This is a genomic window from Marinomonas sp. (genome assembly GCF_039940335.1).
GTDB lineage: Bacteria > Pseudomonadota > Gammaproteobacteria > Pseudomonadales > Marinomonadaceae > Marinomonas.
Window position 1 is genome coordinate 179,783 of the sequence record NZ_JBDVGW010000013.1, and the last position, 16,701, is coordinate 196,483.

The window sequence follows — 16,701 nt, forward strand, 5'->3', positions numbered from 1 at the left end:
ATATGTCTGACATAGATCAGTTTTTAAACGCTCCACCAATTATCACAGGTTTAGATGAAATTCGTGACGCATTAGACAAAGCTCCCTATGATCAGCCAATTCACAACCCAGATGAAGACATGTTTCCCGCCGGCTACAATCAAGATTATCGATCTGCTGCGGTCTTAATTCCCATCTGGCAAGACCCTGAAAATCAACAACTCTATGTGCTACTCACTCAAAGAGCATTGCACATGCGCAACCACCCAGGACAAATTGCTTTCCCAGGTGGCAAACACGATTCCGATGATACCAGCATACAGTACACCGCCCTGCGAGAAACCCTAGAAGAGGTCGGCCTTGCGCCAGACTGTTTTGACTTACTAGGAGAGCTGGGAGAATACTGTACTATCTCAGGTTTTTGCATTAAGCCTATCGTGGCAGAGATGACCCGTCGCAGTGAATTAAGCCTGTGTGAAGAAGAAGTTAAATCTGTCCATTGGGTGCCATTAAACTATTTATTGAATCCGCAGAATTATCGTTTTCGCACCAAGCAATTGGATAAACGCTCACGGGGCTACTTTGAAATAAAGTACCAAGACATTCATATTTGGGGGGTTACAGCAGGAATTTTATTTGGCCTTTATCAAACCTTAGCCAACCACATAAGAGCAAAACAATAATCACTCTCATCCATTGATTCTTCTAGCTTAGACAGAGATTAGTCATCTCCCTCTCGTCCCTATTTTCTATTATAAGGTTAGCGTGGATTCGTATTTTATTTCGGTGCCGCAACTTGCTATGGTAGCCCTAATTTAATTAAGAATTTGGTTTAGAATCTTATGTCATCATTCGACCTAGCAGCCTTTATCGAAAGTAATAAAGCCGATGAAGCGCAAAAAATCATACATAACGCCCTAAAACACTTTGATAATATCGCTATTTCTTTCAGTGGTGCTGAAGATGTGGTGCTAATTGATATGGCCATTAAAGCCAAAAAAGACCTAAAGGTCTTCTCTTTGGATACGGGTCGCCTGCATCCAGAAACCTATCAATTCATTGAAAAAGTGCGCACACACTACAAAATTGAAATCGAGATTTTGTCACCTGACCGGGAAGCACTAGAGGAATTCACCCGCAAAAAGGGCTTATTTAGCTTTTTAGAAGATGGTCACAAAGAATGTTGTGGCATCCGTAAAGTTCAGCCTCTGAAGCGCAAACTTGCCACTCTAGATGCGTGGATCACAGGCCAACGTAAAGACCAAAGCCCTGGCACACGAAACGTTCTTGCCTTTGCGGAAGAAGACACAGCATTTAGCCAAGAAGACAGCCCTCTGTTTAAGTTTAACCCTCTGGCAGAATGGTCTTCCGAAGATGTTTGGAACTACATTAAGATGTTTGATGTGCCCTACAATGCGTTGCACGCCAAAGGCTTTACTAGTATCGGCTGTGAGCCTTGCACACGTGCTGTCTTGCCAAATCAGCATGAGCGTGAAGGTCGTTGGTGGTGGGAAGAGTCTGAGAACAAAGAGTGCGGCCTACATATTGGTAATCTAATACCAACTGCACAACAGTAAATCTGTTTGGTCAGTATCAAATCAGCAGACTAATGAGCCTGTTTTTTTTGATACTGACTTTGTTTATAACCATCTAACGAGACTAGAAACCTCGCGTGGCAACGCTCAAGATTAATGACGTGCTCAAGTAAAATTTGCCCTAACTCTGTAATTTCCACTCGTCGACCATGACGCTGAAACAAAGTCCCTCCTAACGATTCTTCGAGTTTACGAATGTGTTGACTAATTGCGGGCTGAGTTAAGCCTAGTTCCGTAGCAGTCTCTGTAAAGCTATTGGTTTTCACTAAAGCTTTGAACGTTAACAAGTGTTGTACATTTAGCATAAATTTTCCCTTATCGAACATGCATTCTACTTGCTTCGTGGGTGACAAACATTGACCTATGTCGGCTTTTGATGAAGACTAAAGCTTTATAGGTGAAGCAGATACAACCATGACTAATGCGTATGATGACATGCTTCCTTGGCATGAAAGACAATCCGGAGCCCAGCAAGCTCGTGAGAATGATTACCGCACCCCTTATCAAAGAGATCGAGCGCGTATCATTCACAGCGCGGCCTTTCGACGCCTCCAGTCCAAAACTCAAATACTTGCTATACGTCAAAATGATTATAGTCGAACACGACTCACCCACTCTCTTGAAGTAGCACAAATTGGCAACGGTATTGTCCATCAGCTTAAACACAGCCAACCATACGATGCGCCCTTTCAAAAATGGCTTGCTCAAGAAGCCCTCATCGAGACGGTTTGTTTAAGTCATGACATTGGTCATCCGCCTTTTGGTCATGGTGGTGAAGTCGCTTTAAACTTTATGATGCTCGACCATGGTGGTTTTGAGGGCAACGCCCAGTCATTACGTATTCTAGGGAAACGCGGCTCCTACTCGCCAACGTATGGCATGGATGTTACCCGTCGAACCTTACTGGGGTTACTCAAGTATCCAGTTTTACATGATGATGTTGTCGGTGAGTACCCAAATAAACCCTCCAACTTTCGACAGTTTAAAGCCGCCCATTGGTCACCTCCAAAATGCCTGTATCAAGAAGAAACAGATCTACTCAACTGGATAACAGAGCCATTTAGTCAGCAAGACAAGCTTACCTTGCAACATACTAAGCGCAGTCAACCTCAGGCTCATGCAAAAGCCAGTCATGCCAGCTTCGACACCAGCATCATGGATTTAGCGGATGATATCGCCTACGGCGTTCATGATTTGGAAGATGCTATCGTGCTGGGCATGGTGACTAAGGATATGTGGCTAGAGCATCTAGAACCGAAGCTTCAGGCACTAGATTGTGAATACTTAAGCGGTAATTTAGAGAGCATTCGCCATCAGCTATTTAGTAAGCAAAGTCATTTGCGTAAAGAAGCCATTGGTAGCTTAGTGAGCTGGTTTATCACCTCTTGCTTTATCTCAGAGAATGAGGCATTTGAGCATCCTTTATTACGCTACCAAATCGCTTTGCCTGGCCCTCAGCGACAAGCCCTTGATTGCTTAAAGCAGTTTGAAATGCAGCACATTATCAAGCGCCCAGAAGTGCAAATGCTGGTCTATAAAGGCCAACAAATGCTGCTAGAAATGTTTGAAGCTTACAGCGCTGACCCAGAAAGGCTGTTGCCCAGTGAAATAGCCAGAGAATGGCATAAAGCGTCACAAATCAACTCCCAAGCAGGCTTACGCATTATTTGTGACTACATGTCTTCCATGACGGATGACTACGCCAGCCGTATGTACAACAAGCTTTTCGTACCCAGCTTAGGTTCAGTTTTTGAACCCATGTAACAAAAAAGGCGACCCTAATGGGTCGCCTTTTTCATATAAAGCAGGCGCTAATCTAACTGCAAACCGTATAAGCATACATCGCCACAAGCAGATGGGCCCCGGGCAATATTAGGAAGGTACCCCCAAACTGCAAAACCCTGTTTTTCAAAGAAAATCTTACTCTTTGTGTTATTTCCGTAAACGTAAGCCAATAGGTGAGTTAGCGCTAAGTGTTTTTTTTGTTCTTGCACGTAATTAAGCAGTCGCTGACCCACACCAAAACCTTGCCAATCGGGTAATACATAAAGAGACACCTCACTGGCTGAGTCAAATGCAGGCAGACCATAAAAGGGCTCAACAGAGCACCAAGCAACCACTCTTGAGTCGTATTCAAACACTAGCAGTGGATGTTTATCCGAGGCATTTTCCAGCCAATCTAAAACATCTAACAAGCTAATTTGATTTTCCCGAGCATGCAAACTCGAAAAACTATCTGATGCTTTATACGCCTCTAAAATAGCGGGAGCATCGTCTAAAAGTGCAGAACGTATGCTCCCGTTATTCAAAGACGACATCTTTTAGCCTTGCTCTAACAATCGGCGCAAGTCGATAATCGCCGCATTCGCTCGAGAAATGTAGGAAGCCATTACCAAAGAATGGTTAGCCAACATGCCGAAGCCACTACCATTCAGTATCATAGGCGACCAAATAGCCGTTTGGGTTGCTTCCAATTCACGAATAATTTGGCGCAGGCTCACCAGTGCATTTTTATCTTGTAGGGTAAAGACAAAGTCTACTTCTACGGCACGCAAGATATGAATCAAGGCCCAGCTGGTACCACGAGCTTCGTAAAACACATCATCTATTTTCGACCAAGGGGTTTTCACATATTGGTAGTCACCAGAGTTGCTTGACTGGCGAGCACTGGTTTCACCAGCAAGATCGGTGTTTTCACGAACATTCGCCACACTTGCCGCCAAACGTTGTGACAAGCTACCTAGGCGAGTATTTACATCCGACAACCAGTCCGACAAGTTATCGGCACGAGCATAGAACTGCGCTTTATCGCTGGCCGTACTGTTTAAGCGGTCCAGGTAATTCATTAACTCTTTATTACCTCGACGGTACTCACTTTCACTGGAAGGTAAAGCCCAGCTGCGAGTGTCGAAGTTAAATTGTGGTTCCGCAATTTTTAAGTTCACATCTTCTGTGGATTGCGACTGTGAACGACTAAATTCTTTACGCAAAGCACGCGCTAAATCACGAGACTGCACGAGCACACCAAACTCCCAAGCAGGCATGTTATCCATAAACACCCCGGGTGGTGTTACATCATTGGTGATAAAGCCGCCCGGTTTGTCCAGTAAGGTGCCAACCAAGGTATGTAAAGTGCTGGCGGTTGTGTAGCCCACCACAAGTTTCTTACTGTTGTTTAAATAGCCTTGCTGTTCAGCTTTTTCTTTTGCGGTAGCAACCACGTCAAATTGGTCCGGCTCACTGCTCCAATACATGCCTAGAATAGACAAGAGGATAACCAGCACCGCAATCACCGCCACGATACCCTTCCACAAACCAGACAGGTCAATGCCTTCTTTTATAGAAGCTAATTTACTTGTAAACCACGACATTTTGACACCCTCAATCTAGTTGTAATTCAATCGTGCGTGCCGTGCGATGGAAAATCATCGCACGGACACGAAATTCTGTGACTCGGCTGTTAATAATCTGATAAAGCAATCTAGCTTGTTTATCATTTGGCCAATTTATTTCAATAGCGGCTTGCGTTTCATCAACCTTATCTATGATAGGTTGCATTCTCTCAATTATCTCTTCATCGCTCAAACTAAAGAGGTTTGCAGGCAAAGAATATTCCCCAATAGATGGTGGGCTCTGCGGATTAGATACAACAGGCTTAACTGTTTTTTGTTGGGTACGGGTACGTTTTAGATCCACTATACGCCCTTCCACTTCAACAATCAGTACATCCTCTGGGTTAGCTAAACGAGCGAAGCCCAAATAGCGCTTGGCGGTCAGGTATTGCCCTTTTTGAGCAGCAGACCAAGCCCATTGAGTGTATTGTTCAACGATTTCAGAAATACCTTGAATGGCATCAAAGTTTCCCGGATCACGACCCAAGGCTGCCTGAAAATACAAGTTGGCGTTATCATCCTCTGGCGTCAATAAGCGCTGCTCAGCCAGGGCAATACGACCATTAACGATCAATCGCTGGGTGATTTTTTCAGCCGCTGTTAATGTTTTAACAGCGGGAACCTCGGCCTGCTTTGTTTCGCTCTCAACCACCTGCACCTTGTCTTGTTCTGATGCTAAAGTTGGCTTAGCAGCAACTTCGACGGTTTTGCCTAGCTCAGCTTTTGCCTCAACCGCTGGCTCAGCCGTGTCAGAAGATCGTACAGTTTGTTGACAACCTGCCAATATAAGAGCAGAACCTAGCAAAACAATCGTGCTTATATTCAAATTAATTCCTTATCTTTGGCAACTTTTGAACAGACTGATAGTCTATAGCCCTAACTATATGGATGGAATGCTTAAAAACAAGATTCTTCCTCCATGATCTTATTTGTTTTGCTTAACTGAAGAGATTTATGCGTCTAATCATTCTGCTACTTAGCCTGCTTGGCCTTTCGTCTGCCCAGGCGTTTACCTTTGCTCCTAGCACCAATACTCAAAATGCTTTTTTAACCGTCGATCAGGCTTTCCAACTTTCCACCAGCGCCCCAGAAAATGGACGCCTAAAAGCTAGCTGGATCATCAGTGATGGCTACTACCTGTATCAAAAGCAATTCCGTTTGGGGGGAAAAGATGGCCAGCATTTGTACTTTGCTCCTTTTCCTGACGGGGAGCAAAACCATGATGCCTATTATGGTGATGTCACGGTTTATCGTGACGAGCTAGAACTGGCTATTTATTATGATATTAATCTACCTGTTGGCACCCGCATTCAAGCGACACTAAGTTACCAAGGCTGTGCCGATTTAGGATTATGCTACCCACCAGAGACGACCCCTATTAGTTTTGTGGTACCGCCCCTAGACACCGCTCAACAAGGCACCTTATCGCAACCACAAGTAACACCTGGTGCGATTGAAATTGCCCCTTCTGCCGCCAGTAATATTCGTGAGCTATTGGATTCTGCTGATCTGTGGTTGACCTTGGTGACAATTTTTGGCTTAGGACTGCTACTGTCTTTCACGCCCTGTGTGTTGCCTATGGTGCCGATTGTGAGCGCTATTGTGGTAGGCACCAAGTCTTCTAAGTTAAATGCATTTCTTTATACCATGATGTATGTGCTAGGTATGGCGTTAACTTACGCTGCCATTGGTTTCTTAGTAGCCGCTTTTGGCGCTTCTTTGAATCTACAAGCTCAGTTGCAGAACCCTATATTATTAGGGGTTAGCGCGTTTGTGTTTGTCCTGCTGGCTCTGGTTATGCTGGGCGCATTTGAACTCAAGTTACCCAGCTTCTTATCCAAACAAATCAATTTCAACCCTGCTGGTGGACAGTCCGTCGCTAAAGCTAGCCTAGGCAGCTTTTTAGCCGGCATTTTCTCTACATTGGTTGTATCTCCATGCGTTTCAGCACCACTGGCAGGAATTTTGCTCTACATCAGCACCCAAAATGAAGCCTGGTATGGGGCGGCCATGTTGTTTGTGATGGCCATTGGTATGAGCACACCTTTGATTCTTGTTGGCTTGTTCGGCCCTCGAGTACTGCCTAAAAACGGAGAATGGCTCAACGAAGTCAAATCCCTAATGGGCTTTGGACTCTTGGCCGTGGCAATTTGGATGGTGACGTCTTGGTTACCAGCGCTTATCACTAACTTACTGTGGGCAGCACTTGCTTTGTTGGTCAGCAGTTATTTTTTCCATCGTATTGCCACTGTCGCCTCCCATATTATTCGCTGGTTTGTCGCACTAACCACACTGCTGCTTTGCGCTGGACTTATTTATAACGCGTTCTTTAGTACCTCAAGCACTCGTCAATTTGCCCCCATACCGAGCCATAGCACTTTAAAAACAACCGATAAGGGGTTATTTAGCCACCATATTGGCAGTCTTGCCGAACTGGATAAAATACTGGCACAATCGGACTCACGACCGATTGTTTTAGATTTGTACGCAGACTGGTGCATTAGCTGTAAAATAATGGAAGATGAAATTTTCATGGACCCAGAGGTTTACCCATTGTTAGAACAAGTACGTTTAGTAAAGGTCGATGTGACTGAAAACTCAGCGAACAATAAGGCTTTTATGGCCCACTTTAATCTCTTTGGCCCACCCTCTTTGCTGTTTTACCAGCACGCTGACAGACCTAATGATGAGCTCTCTTTAATTGGTGAGCCAAACAAGGAACAAGTACTCACACGTTTGCAGTATATTTTGCAATAATCATACAAAAACAAAAAGTATACAAATGATTAAAAAATAACCTTAGACGGCAGTTTAAGGTTTTTTTACGACATAACTGGACAAAATCGCGCTTTTTACCGATAATTTCCGCATAGATCGCCTACTGACTTGATTCTTAACCATAGAATCTTCCAAGACCTACTTTAAGATAGAGGTTTAATAACCAGTCAGCAAAGCACAAAGAATGAATAGTATTTAGTGAAGTCACCTTCACTAGTCAATTTACACCGACAGAGAGAGTAAAAATGGATATTCGTAAAATCAAAAAACTAATCGAGCTTTTAGAAGAATCAAACGTCTACGAGATTGAGATTAAAGAAGGCGAGGAAGCCGTTCGAATCAGCCGTGGTGGCGCTCCTGTTGCGGTTGCCCAAGTTGCTGCAGCACCAGTAGCGGCCGCACCAGTTGCAGCCCCAGCCGCTTCGACTGCGGCACCAGAAGCGCCTGCAGCAGTAACGGGACATACTGTTAACTCTCCAATGGTTGGAACTTTCTACCAATCTTCAGCACCAGGTGCTAAAGCATTCGTTGAAGTTGGCCAAAAAGTAAATGCCGGTGACACGATTTGTATCGTTGAAGCGATGAAAATGATGAACCAAATTGAAGCGGACAAGTCTGGTACTATTGGCGCAATTCTTGTTGGTGACGGCGAGCCAGTTGAATTTGATCAACCACTCGTTACTATCGTTTAATCTAAAACAAAGGCTTCACCATGCTAGATAAGGTATTGATTGCAAACCGAGGCGAAATTGCACTGCGTATTCTACGTGCCTGCAAAGAACTCGGTATCAAAACCGTTGCGGTTCACTCAAAAATTGACCGTGACCTACTCCATGTACGCTTAGCTGATGAGTCCATTTGTATCGGACCTAACCCTTCGGCGCAAAGCTACCTAAACATTCCTGCTATTATCAGTGCAGCAGAGTTAACCGATACATCAGCCATTCACCCAGGCTATGGTTTCCTTGCTGAAAATGCAGATTTTGCGGAACAGGTTGAAAATTCTGGTTTCGCCTTCATCGGACCTAAAGCAGAAACCATTCGTCTAATGGGCGATAAAGTCTCTGCAATTAAAGCCATGAAAGAAGCAGGGGTACCAACAGTACCAGGCTCTAACGGCCCTGTACCAACCGACCCTGAAGAATGCATGCGCATTGCGCGTGAAATCGGCTTCCCAGTGATTGTAAAAGCGGCAGCTGGTGGTGGTGGTCGTGGTATGCGCGTTGTTCACAACGAAGGCAGCCTACTAAAATCTATCAGCATTACCCAGTCTGAAGCAGGCTCCTACTTCGGTGATAGTACGGTTTACATGGAAAAATTCCTACAAAACCCTCGTCACGTAGAAGTTCAAGTACTTGCTGACGGCCAAGGTAACGCGGTTCATCTATACGATCGTGACTGTTCTTTGCAACGTCGTCACCAGAAGGTATTGGAAGAAGCGCCTGCACCAATGCTAGATGAAGAATCTCGCCAAGCTTGTTTGCAAGCCTGTGTTGATGCTTGTCTTAAAATCAATTACCGCGGCGCTGGTACGTTTGAATTCTTGTACGAAGACGGTGGCTTTTACTTCATCGAGATGAACACTCGAGTTCAGGTAGAACACCCAGTGACTGAAATGGTAACTGGCGTTGACATCGTAAAAGAGCAACTACGTATTGCCAGCGGCTTACCTCTATCTCTTAAGCAAGAAGACATCAAGCTTAATGGTCATGCGGTAGAAGCTCGTATCAATGCAGAAGATCCTAAAACCTTCATGCCAAGCCCAGGTAAAGTGGAATACTTCCACGCACCAGGCGGTATGGGTGTTCGTGTTGACTCTCATCTATACAGTGGCTACTCAGTACCACCGACGTATGATTCCATGATTGCTAAAATCATTTGTCATGCACCGGATCGTACTGCTGCACTAAAACGCCTATCTGGCGCCCTAGATGAAACCTTCATCGATGGCATTAAGAGCAACATCGCTCTACAGAAAGACCTAGCCAATGACGCTCAGTTCATTGCTGGTGGCGTTAACATCCATTACTTAGAGAAAAAACTTGGTCTTTAAGTAAGCGGATTCGATCCCTAGTGTGTAAAATTCACTAGGGATCGCTATTTTCTACTCGCGTCCCTCTCTTAGCTTCGCTATTCTATTCCTGTTTTCATTTTGTTGGACTTACGCTATGCCTTGGCTTCAAATTTGTATTCATACTACCCCCGAACACGTACCTACTTTCGAAGACACATTGTTAGAATGCGGTGCGATGGTAGTCACCTTTGAAGACGTATACGACAACCCAGTTTATGAACCCGATTTAAACACTACCCCTCTTTGGCAACACACCAAGGTAACGGGTCTATTTGAAGCGGATGCAGACATCGAAAGCATTCGACCCATCATCGAACACAAAGCTCAAACGCTTGGTCAACATGAACTCAACCTAAAAATCGAAATTCTTGAAGACAAAGATTGGGAAAGAGAATGGATGGACAGCTACCATCCAATTCAATTTGGTGAGCGTCTATGGGTTTGCCCAAGCTGGCGAGAAGTTCCTGATGAAAATGCGGTCACCTTAATGCTAGACCCAGGTCTAGCCTTTGGTACGGGCACTCACCCAACAACAGCTTTATGTCTACAATGGCTCGACAGTATTGATTGCCAAGATAAAAGTATTATCGATTATGGCTGTGGCTCTGGCATATTAGGGATTGCAGGCTTACTGCTGGGTGCCAACAACATGGTCGGCATTGATATTGACCCACAAGCGGTTCAAGCCACACAGGCCAATGCCGAACGAAACAACATAGACCCAAGCCGTATTGAGGTGAAGTTGCCTCCCTATGAGTCTGAACTGCAAGCCGACATTGTCGTAGCAAACATTTTGGCAGGCCCACTTGCCCAGCTTGCCCCGACTATCTCGGCATTAGTGAAAACCGGAGGTCAACTTGCGTTATCCGGTATTTTGGCTAACCAAGCCAAAGAAGTCGTTGAAGCTTACCAAGAGTGGTTCACCCTAGAATCCATTGTAGAGATTGAAGACTGGGTACGTATTGTTGGCACTAAACACGCTTAATCTCACTTTATTCCGTTATTAAACAAGGACGACACTTTACCAATGAGTACCAGCTTAATCACCCGTTGCCCAAAATGTTCCACAGCATTTCGCGTCAGCGACGAAGTCTTGAGTATGGCAAAAGGTAAAGTGCGTTGTGGTCAATGTTTTCATATTTTTGATGCTCAAAAGCATCAGAAAAAAGCCAACACTCAGGTACCGCCCAGCACCTCTCTAAACCCCAAGGCAGCAACAGAAACACCTGTTGATACAGCTTCCCAGCAAAGCCAACCAATCGAGAATTCGATCGAGAGTGACATCTCAGCTGAAGCGCCTACACCGGCTAAAGCGAAACCACGTGAGTCAGAAATAGAACTGGAAGATTTACCAGTCAACCCAGATTGGCTAAACACCCTATTCGACGATGAAGATAACAACAAAACACCTTCAACTGAGGCAGCAACACCCCCAGCCCCCAGCAAACCAGCCGCCGCGCAAGTTTCTATCCTAGATAAAGTACCAACAGCCAGCCAAGTCGCTAAAAACGACTCAGAGCTTGCCCCTTGGGAAGTAGAATTAGCAGAAGTTGAAGCGGCATTGAGTGCCGCTCCAAAACCTATTTCAACACCGCTTAAAAAGCCTCAACCTAGCCCAGAGGTATTATTTCAGCCTAGTGATTTAGATCGACAGGACCAAGCTCCCGCAAAGGAAACTCAACCAGAGCCAGAACCTGATTACATGCAGGCGTTGCATTCCCTTGCTCAAACGGCCTCCAGCAAACAAGCGAAACCCGCGGATCAACACTCTATTTTAGAACAGCTTTCAGCACACCAAAATCTTGCACCACTACTGGACGAAGAAGAAAGTGCCCAGAAAAAGCCCAAGTCAGCCTTGGCTTGGTTATGGCTAATCGGTATTTTAAGCGGGGGGTTATTACTGGCGGGGCAAGTTACCATGCATTTTTTTGAAGCGGGCAGCCATTCCGCTACTTTCCGCTCTTTCTATCGCACCATTTGTACCTACACGGATTGCACCTTACCAGTCTTTGAAGATACCAAGGCCATCAGTATTCAGCATGTGAGAATCCAAAGTCACCCTTCACAAGCGAATGTATTATTGGTCAATGCAATTTTGACGAACACCAGTCCGTTTTCCCAAGCCATGCCAAAAGTGGCATTAGAGTTCTTTGACTTAAACGGCGCCCCCGTTGCAGCACGATTATTTGCTCCTAACGACTACCTACACAAAGACTTTCTCGATATCACCTACATGCCACCAAAAACACCAATCCATGTGGTAATCCCAATTCAAGATCCAGGTGCCCGGGCCGTAACTCACCAACTTAAAGCCTTGCCTGCGAGAACCGGTTCTTTCTAGTTTGCCGTTTTTTGCCTGAGACTGAAAAAAAGCACAAAAAATAGTCAGTTTTTACGCTGTCAAGACTTCAAAAACATTGATCGCATAGGTATTATTCACGCCCGCTCGACAGTGTCGACGATCTTTAACATTCGCTCCAGTATTCAGGAATATCATGGCATTTGCTATTGGCCCATATTGCGTTGACAACCCAGTTATTCTGGCCCCAATGGCCGGTGTTACTGATTTGCCATTTCGACGTCTTTGCCATGACCAAGGAGCTGGTTTAGTGGTCTCCGAAATGGTGACATCCGATGTGCGACTCTGGCAATCCAGTAAAAGTCGTCATCGTTTAGTTCACGATAAAGAGGTCTCCCCTAGATCGATCCAAATTGCCGGAGGCGATGCGGCCATGATGGCGCAAGCGGCCCAACAGAATGTCGAACTTGGTGCTCAAATCATCGACATTAATATGGGTTGCCCCGCCAAAAAAGTGTGTAATAAAGCCGCAGGTTCCGCCCTGCTAAAAGATGAAGCACTGGTTCGTGAGATACTGGAGTCGGTTGTAAATAGTGTTAATGTCCCTGTCACACTGAAAATTCGCACTGGTTGGAGCCGTGACCAAAGAAATGGTTTAACCATTGCGAAAATGGCACAAGACATCGGTGTCCAAGCACTTGCTGTACATGGAAGAACCAGAGAGTGTAAATTTCAGGGGCAAGCAGAATACGATACGATCGCCGAGATCAAGCAACACTTATCAATCCCGGTGTTTGCTAATGGCGATATTAAAGATGCTCAGTCTGCCAAATTTGTTAAAGAATACACTAACGCTGACGGCATTATGATTGGTCGGGCCGCCCAAGGCAGACCATGGATATTCCGCGAAATAAATCATTATTTACAAACCAATGAATTGTTAGCACCGCCTTCAATTTCGGAGGTTAGCCAACTTGTTATTCAGCACGTTAAAGCCTTGCACCAATTTTATGGTGATTACCTAGGTGTGCGAATTGCACGTAAGCATGTGGGTTGGTACTTGCAAACGTTAGCGGATAAAACTCAATTTCGCAGCACGTTTAATCGCATTGATAATGCGACACAACAGCTGGAAGAATTGGATAATTTTTTCATTAGCCAAACGGCTAGTGAAGTTTGTATATAGTGTTTAAAAGGTAATGAAAGCTATGATAAATAGCCTGATTCAGCTTCCCTAAGCACTTAAATAAAATAGTTAGCTTTAAACTAGAAGGTCAATCTGTGGTAGAACAAACTCATACTCAAGCGTTTCAAACTGTTTCTTCAGAGCAGTCTCAAACACTACGTGATAATGTTGAAAAAGCATTGCAAAACTATTTCTCTCATCTAGATGGGCAACCTGTCTCCGACCTATACCAACTTGTTTTGGCAGAGGTTGAAGCTCCGTTACTCGAATCGGTCATGAGTTATACCAAAGACAACCAAACTAAGGCGTCGACCATCCTTGGGTTAAACCGAGGCACTCTGCGCAAGAAGTTAAAGCAATACGGCATGTTATAAAAATAAGGGGCGAATTTCGCCCTTTATTCGTTTTTACCCCTTGTTAATTTAGTGTTAAACAATTGCGAGAACCATGATGGCTAATCAAAATACAGTGACTCCAATCAAACGAGCTCTAATCAGCGTTTCTGATAAAACCGGCATCGTCGACTTTGCCCGCGAATTGACAGCGCATGGCGTTGAGATTCTTTCGACTGGCGGTACTTATAAATTGCTACTCGACAATCAAGTTAGTGCAACCGAAGTATCAGACTACACTGGCTTCCCTGAGATGATGGATGGGCGTGTAAAGACCCTTCACCCTAAAGTACACGGAGGTATTCTAGGCCGCCGTGATATCGACGGCGCCATCATGCAAGAGCACGGCATTGACGAAATTGATATGGTCATTGTTAACCTGTACCCCTTCGAAGCAACCATTGCCCGCCCAGATTGTGACTTACCAATGGCGATTGAAAACATCGACATCGGTGGACCAACCATGGTTCGTTCTGCAGCCAAAAACCACAAAGACGTGGCTATTGTTGTTTCCCCTAGCGACTATGATGGCATTTTAAGCGCTATCAAAACTGATGGCGGTTTGACCTTTGACGCCCGCTTTGACTTGGCGGTAAAAGCGTTTGAGCACACGTCTCATTACGATGGTGCAATTGCTAACTTCCTGGGCCAAAAAGTGCCTGGTGGCAGTGAAGATTTCCCACGCACATTCAATCTGCAATTCAATAAGCAAGAAGAAATGCGTTACGGTGAAAACCCACACCAGAAAGCGGCTTTCTATGTTGAAAGTAACCCACAAGAAGCCTCTATCAGTACGGCGAAACAGCTTCAAGGTAAGGCTTTGTCTTACAACAACATCGCAGACACAGATGCCGCTCTTGAATGTGTTAAGTCTTTCCAAGAGCCGGCTTGTGTGATCGTTAAGCACGCCAACCCTTGTGGTGTAGCAACGGCTAGCAGCCAACTAGAAGCTTACGACCTCGCCTTCCAAACCGACCCTACATCTGCCTTTGGTGGCATTATCGCCTTCAACCAAGAACTGGACGCAGAAACGGCTCAAGCTATTGTCGATCGTCAGTTTGTAGAAGTCATCATCGCACCTAGCGTAAGCACAAAAGCCGCTGAAATTGTGGCGAGCAAGCAAAACGTTCGCTTACTAGAGTGTGGTCAGTGGTCAGCAGACAAGCCTGCCGCACTGGACTACAAGCGCGTCAATGGTGGCCTACTGGTTCAAGACAGAGACGACGGCAGCATTACACTAGACGACCTAAAAGTTGTGTCAAAACGCCAGCCAACTGAACAAGAATTAAACGACCTGTTATTTGCGTGGAAGGTTGCAAAATTTGTGAAATCTAACGCCATCGTTTACGCAAAAGCCGGCCAAACTATTGGTGTTGGCGCAGGCCAAATGAGCCGCGTCTACAGTGCGAAAATCGCAGGTATTAAAGCGGCGGATGAAAACCTTGAAGTGATTAGCTCTGTTATGGCCTCCGATGCGTTCTTCCCATTCCGCGATGGTATTGATGCTGCAGCAAAAGCGGGCATCTCAGCCGTTATCCAGCCAGGCGGCTCAATGCGTGATGAAGAAGTTATTGCTGCAGCGGACGAAGCTGGCATGACCATGGTCTTTACCGGCATGCGTCATTTCCGTCACTAATACAAATCTAGATTAACCAAAAGGATGAACAGATAATGAAAGTTCTTATTATTGGTAACGGTGGCCGCGAACATGCTTTGGCATGGAAAACTGCAGAATCCACTGAAGTAGAAATAGTTTATGTTGCCCCGGGTAACGCAGGCTCTGCACTTGAAAATAAAGTAGAGAATGTTGATATCGGCGTGACGGACATTGATAAACTGGTTGCTTTTGCTCAAGAAAAAGCGATTGACCTGACTATCGTTGGTCCAGAAGCCCCCTTGGTAATTGGTGTGGTGGATGCCTTTGAAAAAGCGGGGCTGGCAATTTTTGGCCCAACGGCTGCGGCGGCGCAATTAGAAGGCTCTAAAGCCTTTACGAAAGACTTTTTGGCGCGTCACAATATCCCTACAGCTTTCTACGGTAATTTCACAGAAATCCCACCGGCGATAGCCTACATAAAAGAACATGGCGCACCAATCGTGGTAAAAGCGGATGGCTTAGCGGCAGGCAAAGGCGTTATCTTGGCGCAAACCGAAGAAGAAGCGATTGCCGCGGTCGAAGATATGCTCGAAGGTAATGCTTTCGGTGATGCTGGTAACCGTGTGGTTATTGAAGAGTTCTTGTTCGGTGAAGAAGCCAGCTTTATCTGTATGGTAGATGGCGAAAGTGTTTTGCCTATGGCCACCAGCCAAGACCATAAAGCACGCGATAACGGTGACAAAGGCCCTAACACTGGCGGCATGGGTGCTTACTCCCCTGCTCCTGTGGTGACGCCAGAAATTCATGATCGAATCATGAATGAAGTGATTATGCCTACCGTAAAAGGCATGAACGCAGAAGGTAATCGTTACCGCGGTTTCTTGTACGCAGGCGTTATGGTCGCTTCTGATGGCACACCTAAAGTACTTGAATACAACTGCCGTTTTGGCGATCCAGAAACGCAACCTATCATGATGCGCTTGCGCTCTGACTTGGCGAAAATGTGTGTTGCAGCGATTGAAGGCGAACTAGACAGTGTTGAAGCGGACTGGGACCCTCGTGCCAGCTTAGGTGTTGTATTGGCGGCAGGTGGTTACCCAGCAGATTACGCCAAAGGCGATATCATTTCAGGCTATGATGCACCACTACCAGCGCACCAAAAAGTCTTCCAAGCAGGTACAGCAGAGAAAGACGGCAATATTGTGACTAACGGTGGCCGTGTACTTTGTGCGGTGTCTTTGGGTGATACGGTTGCCCAGGCACAAGCCGGCGCTTACAGCGTAGTGGATAAAATCTCTTGGGATAAAGTTTATTTTAGAACCGACATTGGTCACAGAGCCATTGCTCGCGAAAAATAATTACTTCTCGCTAAGACGTATTTATGACACGAAAAAGGCTTCAGTATGAAG

Annotated in this window: 16 protein-coding genes; 12 read left to right on the forward strand and 4 right to left on the reverse strand. The window is 45.4% G+C overall.

All coding sequences use genetic code 11. The annotated features are described in order from the left end of the window. Positions 1-2: 2 nt before the first annotated feature. Positions 3-662, forward strand: coding sequence for an NUDIX hydrolase (locus ABJF92_RS10480; RefSeq protein ID WP_446815745.1), 660 nt, complete (start codon positions 3-5; stop codon positions 660-662). 159 nt (positions 663-821) lie between these two features. Further along, the gene (locus ABJF92_RS10485) at positions 822-1,556 is read left to right on the forward strand and encodes a phosphoadenylyl-sulfate reductase (protein ID WP_446815746.1); all 735 of its coding nucleotides are present in this window, start codon (positions 822-824) and stop codon (positions 1,554-1,556) included. A gap of 29 nt (positions 1,557-1,585) precedes the next feature. Here the strand turns inward: ABJF92_RS10485 and ABJF92_RS10490 are convergent, their stop codons facing one another. Next, entirely contained in the window at positions 1,586-1,879 is a 294-nt protein-coding gene (locus tag ABJF92_RS10490) for a LysR family transcriptional regulator (RefSeq protein WP_446815747.1), read from the reverse strand. 109 nt (positions 1,880-1,988) lie between these two features. Here ABJF92_RS10490 and ABJF92_RS10495 point away from each other — a divergent pair, with 109 nt between their 5' ends. Beyond that, complete coding sequence (locus ABJF92_RS10495) at positions 1,989-3,338, forward strand: anti-phage deoxyguanosine triphosphatase (RefSeq protein ID WP_446815748.1); 1,350 nt, start codon at positions 1,989-1,991, stop codon at positions 3,336-3,338. Positions 3,339-3,385: 47 nt separating this feature from the next. Here ABJF92_RS10495 and ABJF92_RS10500 read toward each other — a convergent pair whose 3' ends face one another. The 3 genes from ABJF92_RS10500 to ABJF92_RS10510 are packed head-to-tail and all read right to left on the reverse strand — an operon-like array spanning position 3,386 to position 5,792. Continuing rightward, positions 3,386-3,892 (reverse strand): N-acetyltransferase family protein, encoded by a 507-nt coding sequence (locus ABJF92_RS10500; RefSeq protein WP_446815749.1) that lies wholly within the window; start codon positions 3,890-3,892, stop codon positions 3,386-3,388. A 3-nt stretch (positions 3,893-3,895) separates the two neighbouring features. Further along, on the reverse strand, positions 3,896-4,945 hold the full coding sequence (locus ABJF92_RS10505) for a DUF2333 family protein (protein WP_446815750.1): 1,050 nt from the start codon (positions 4,943-4,945) through the stop codon (positions 3,896-3,898). A gap of 10 nt (positions 4,946-4,955) precedes the next feature. Continuing rightward, a complete protein-coding gene (locus tag ABJF92_RS10510) occupies positions 4,956-5,792 on the reverse strand; it encodes a hypothetical protein (protein ID WP_446815751.1) in 837 nt (278 codons plus the stop codon). A gap of 128 nt (positions 5,793-5,920) precedes the next feature. On the opposite strand from ABJF92_RS10510, the gene dsbD reads away from it, so the two are divergent. The 9 genes from dsbD to purD all read left to right on the forward strand — a co-directional run bounded on the left by dsbD (position 5,921) and on the right by purD (position 16,650). Continuing rightward, on the forward strand, positions 5,921-7,723 hold the full coding sequence (gene dsbD / locus ABJF92_RS10515) for a protein-disulfide reductase DsbD (protein ID WP_446815752.1): 1,803 nt from the start codon (positions 5,921-5,923) through the stop codon (positions 7,721-7,723). Positions 7,724-7,989: 266 nt separating this feature from the next. Further along, entirely contained in the window at positions 7,990-8,436 is a 447-nt protein-coding gene (gene accB, locus ABJF92_RS10520) for an acetyl-CoA carboxylase biotin carboxyl carrier protein (protein WP_446815753.1), read from the forward strand. Positions 8,437-8,456: 20 nt separating this feature from the next. Next, positions 8,457-9,797 (forward strand): acetyl-CoA carboxylase biotin carboxylase subunit, encoded by a 1,341-nt coding sequence (gene accC / locus ABJF92_RS10525; RefSeq protein ID WP_446815754.1) that lies wholly within the window; start codon positions 8,457-8,459, stop codon positions 9,795-9,797. A 115-nt stretch (positions 9,798-9,912) separates the two neighbouring features. Beyond that, complete coding sequence (gene prmA, locus ABJF92_RS10530; protein WP_446815755.1) at positions 9,913-10,803, forward strand: 50S ribosomal protein L11 methyltransferase; 891 nt, start codon at positions 9,913-9,915, stop codon at positions 10,801-10,803. A gap of 42 nt (positions 10,804-10,845) precedes the next feature. Beyond that, positions 10,846-12,159, forward strand: coding sequence for a zinc-ribbon and DUF3426 domain-containing protein (locus ABJF92_RS10535; RefSeq protein WP_446815756.1), 1,314 nt, complete (start codon positions 10,846-10,848; stop codon positions 12,157-12,159). A gap of 154 nt (positions 12,160-12,313) precedes the next feature. Next, positions 12,314-13,303: a tRNA dihydrouridine synthase DusB gene (dusB, locus tag ABJF92_RS10540; protein ID WP_446815757.1), complete on the forward strand. Its 990-nt coding sequence runs from the start codon at positions 12,314-12,316 to the stop codon at positions 13,301-13,303. Between the two features lie 95 nt (positions 13,304-13,398). Then, on the forward strand, positions 13,399-13,677 hold the full coding sequence (gene fis / locus ABJF92_RS10545) for a DNA-binding transcriptional regulator Fis (RefSeq protein ID WP_445974961.1): 279 nt from the start codon (positions 13,399-13,401) through the stop codon (positions 13,675-13,677). A 76-nt stretch (positions 13,678-13,753) separates the two neighbouring features. Continuing rightward, complete coding sequence (purH, locus tag ABJF92_RS10550; protein ID WP_446816472.1) at positions 13,754-15,331, forward strand: bifunctional phosphoribosylaminoimidazolecarboxamide formyltransferase/IMP cyclohydrolase; 1,578 nt, start codon at positions 13,754-13,756, stop codon at positions 15,329-15,331. A 35-nt stretch (positions 15,332-15,366) separates the two neighbouring features. Further along, positions 15,367-16,650 carry a phosphoribosylamine--glycine ligase gene (purD, locus tag ABJF92_RS10555; RefSeq protein ID WP_446815758.1) on the forward strand — a complete coding sequence of 428 codons (1,284 nt, stop codon included), beginning with the start codon at positions 15,367-15,369 and terminating at the stop codon, positions 16,648-16,650. Positions 16,651-16,701: the final 51 nt, after the last annotated feature.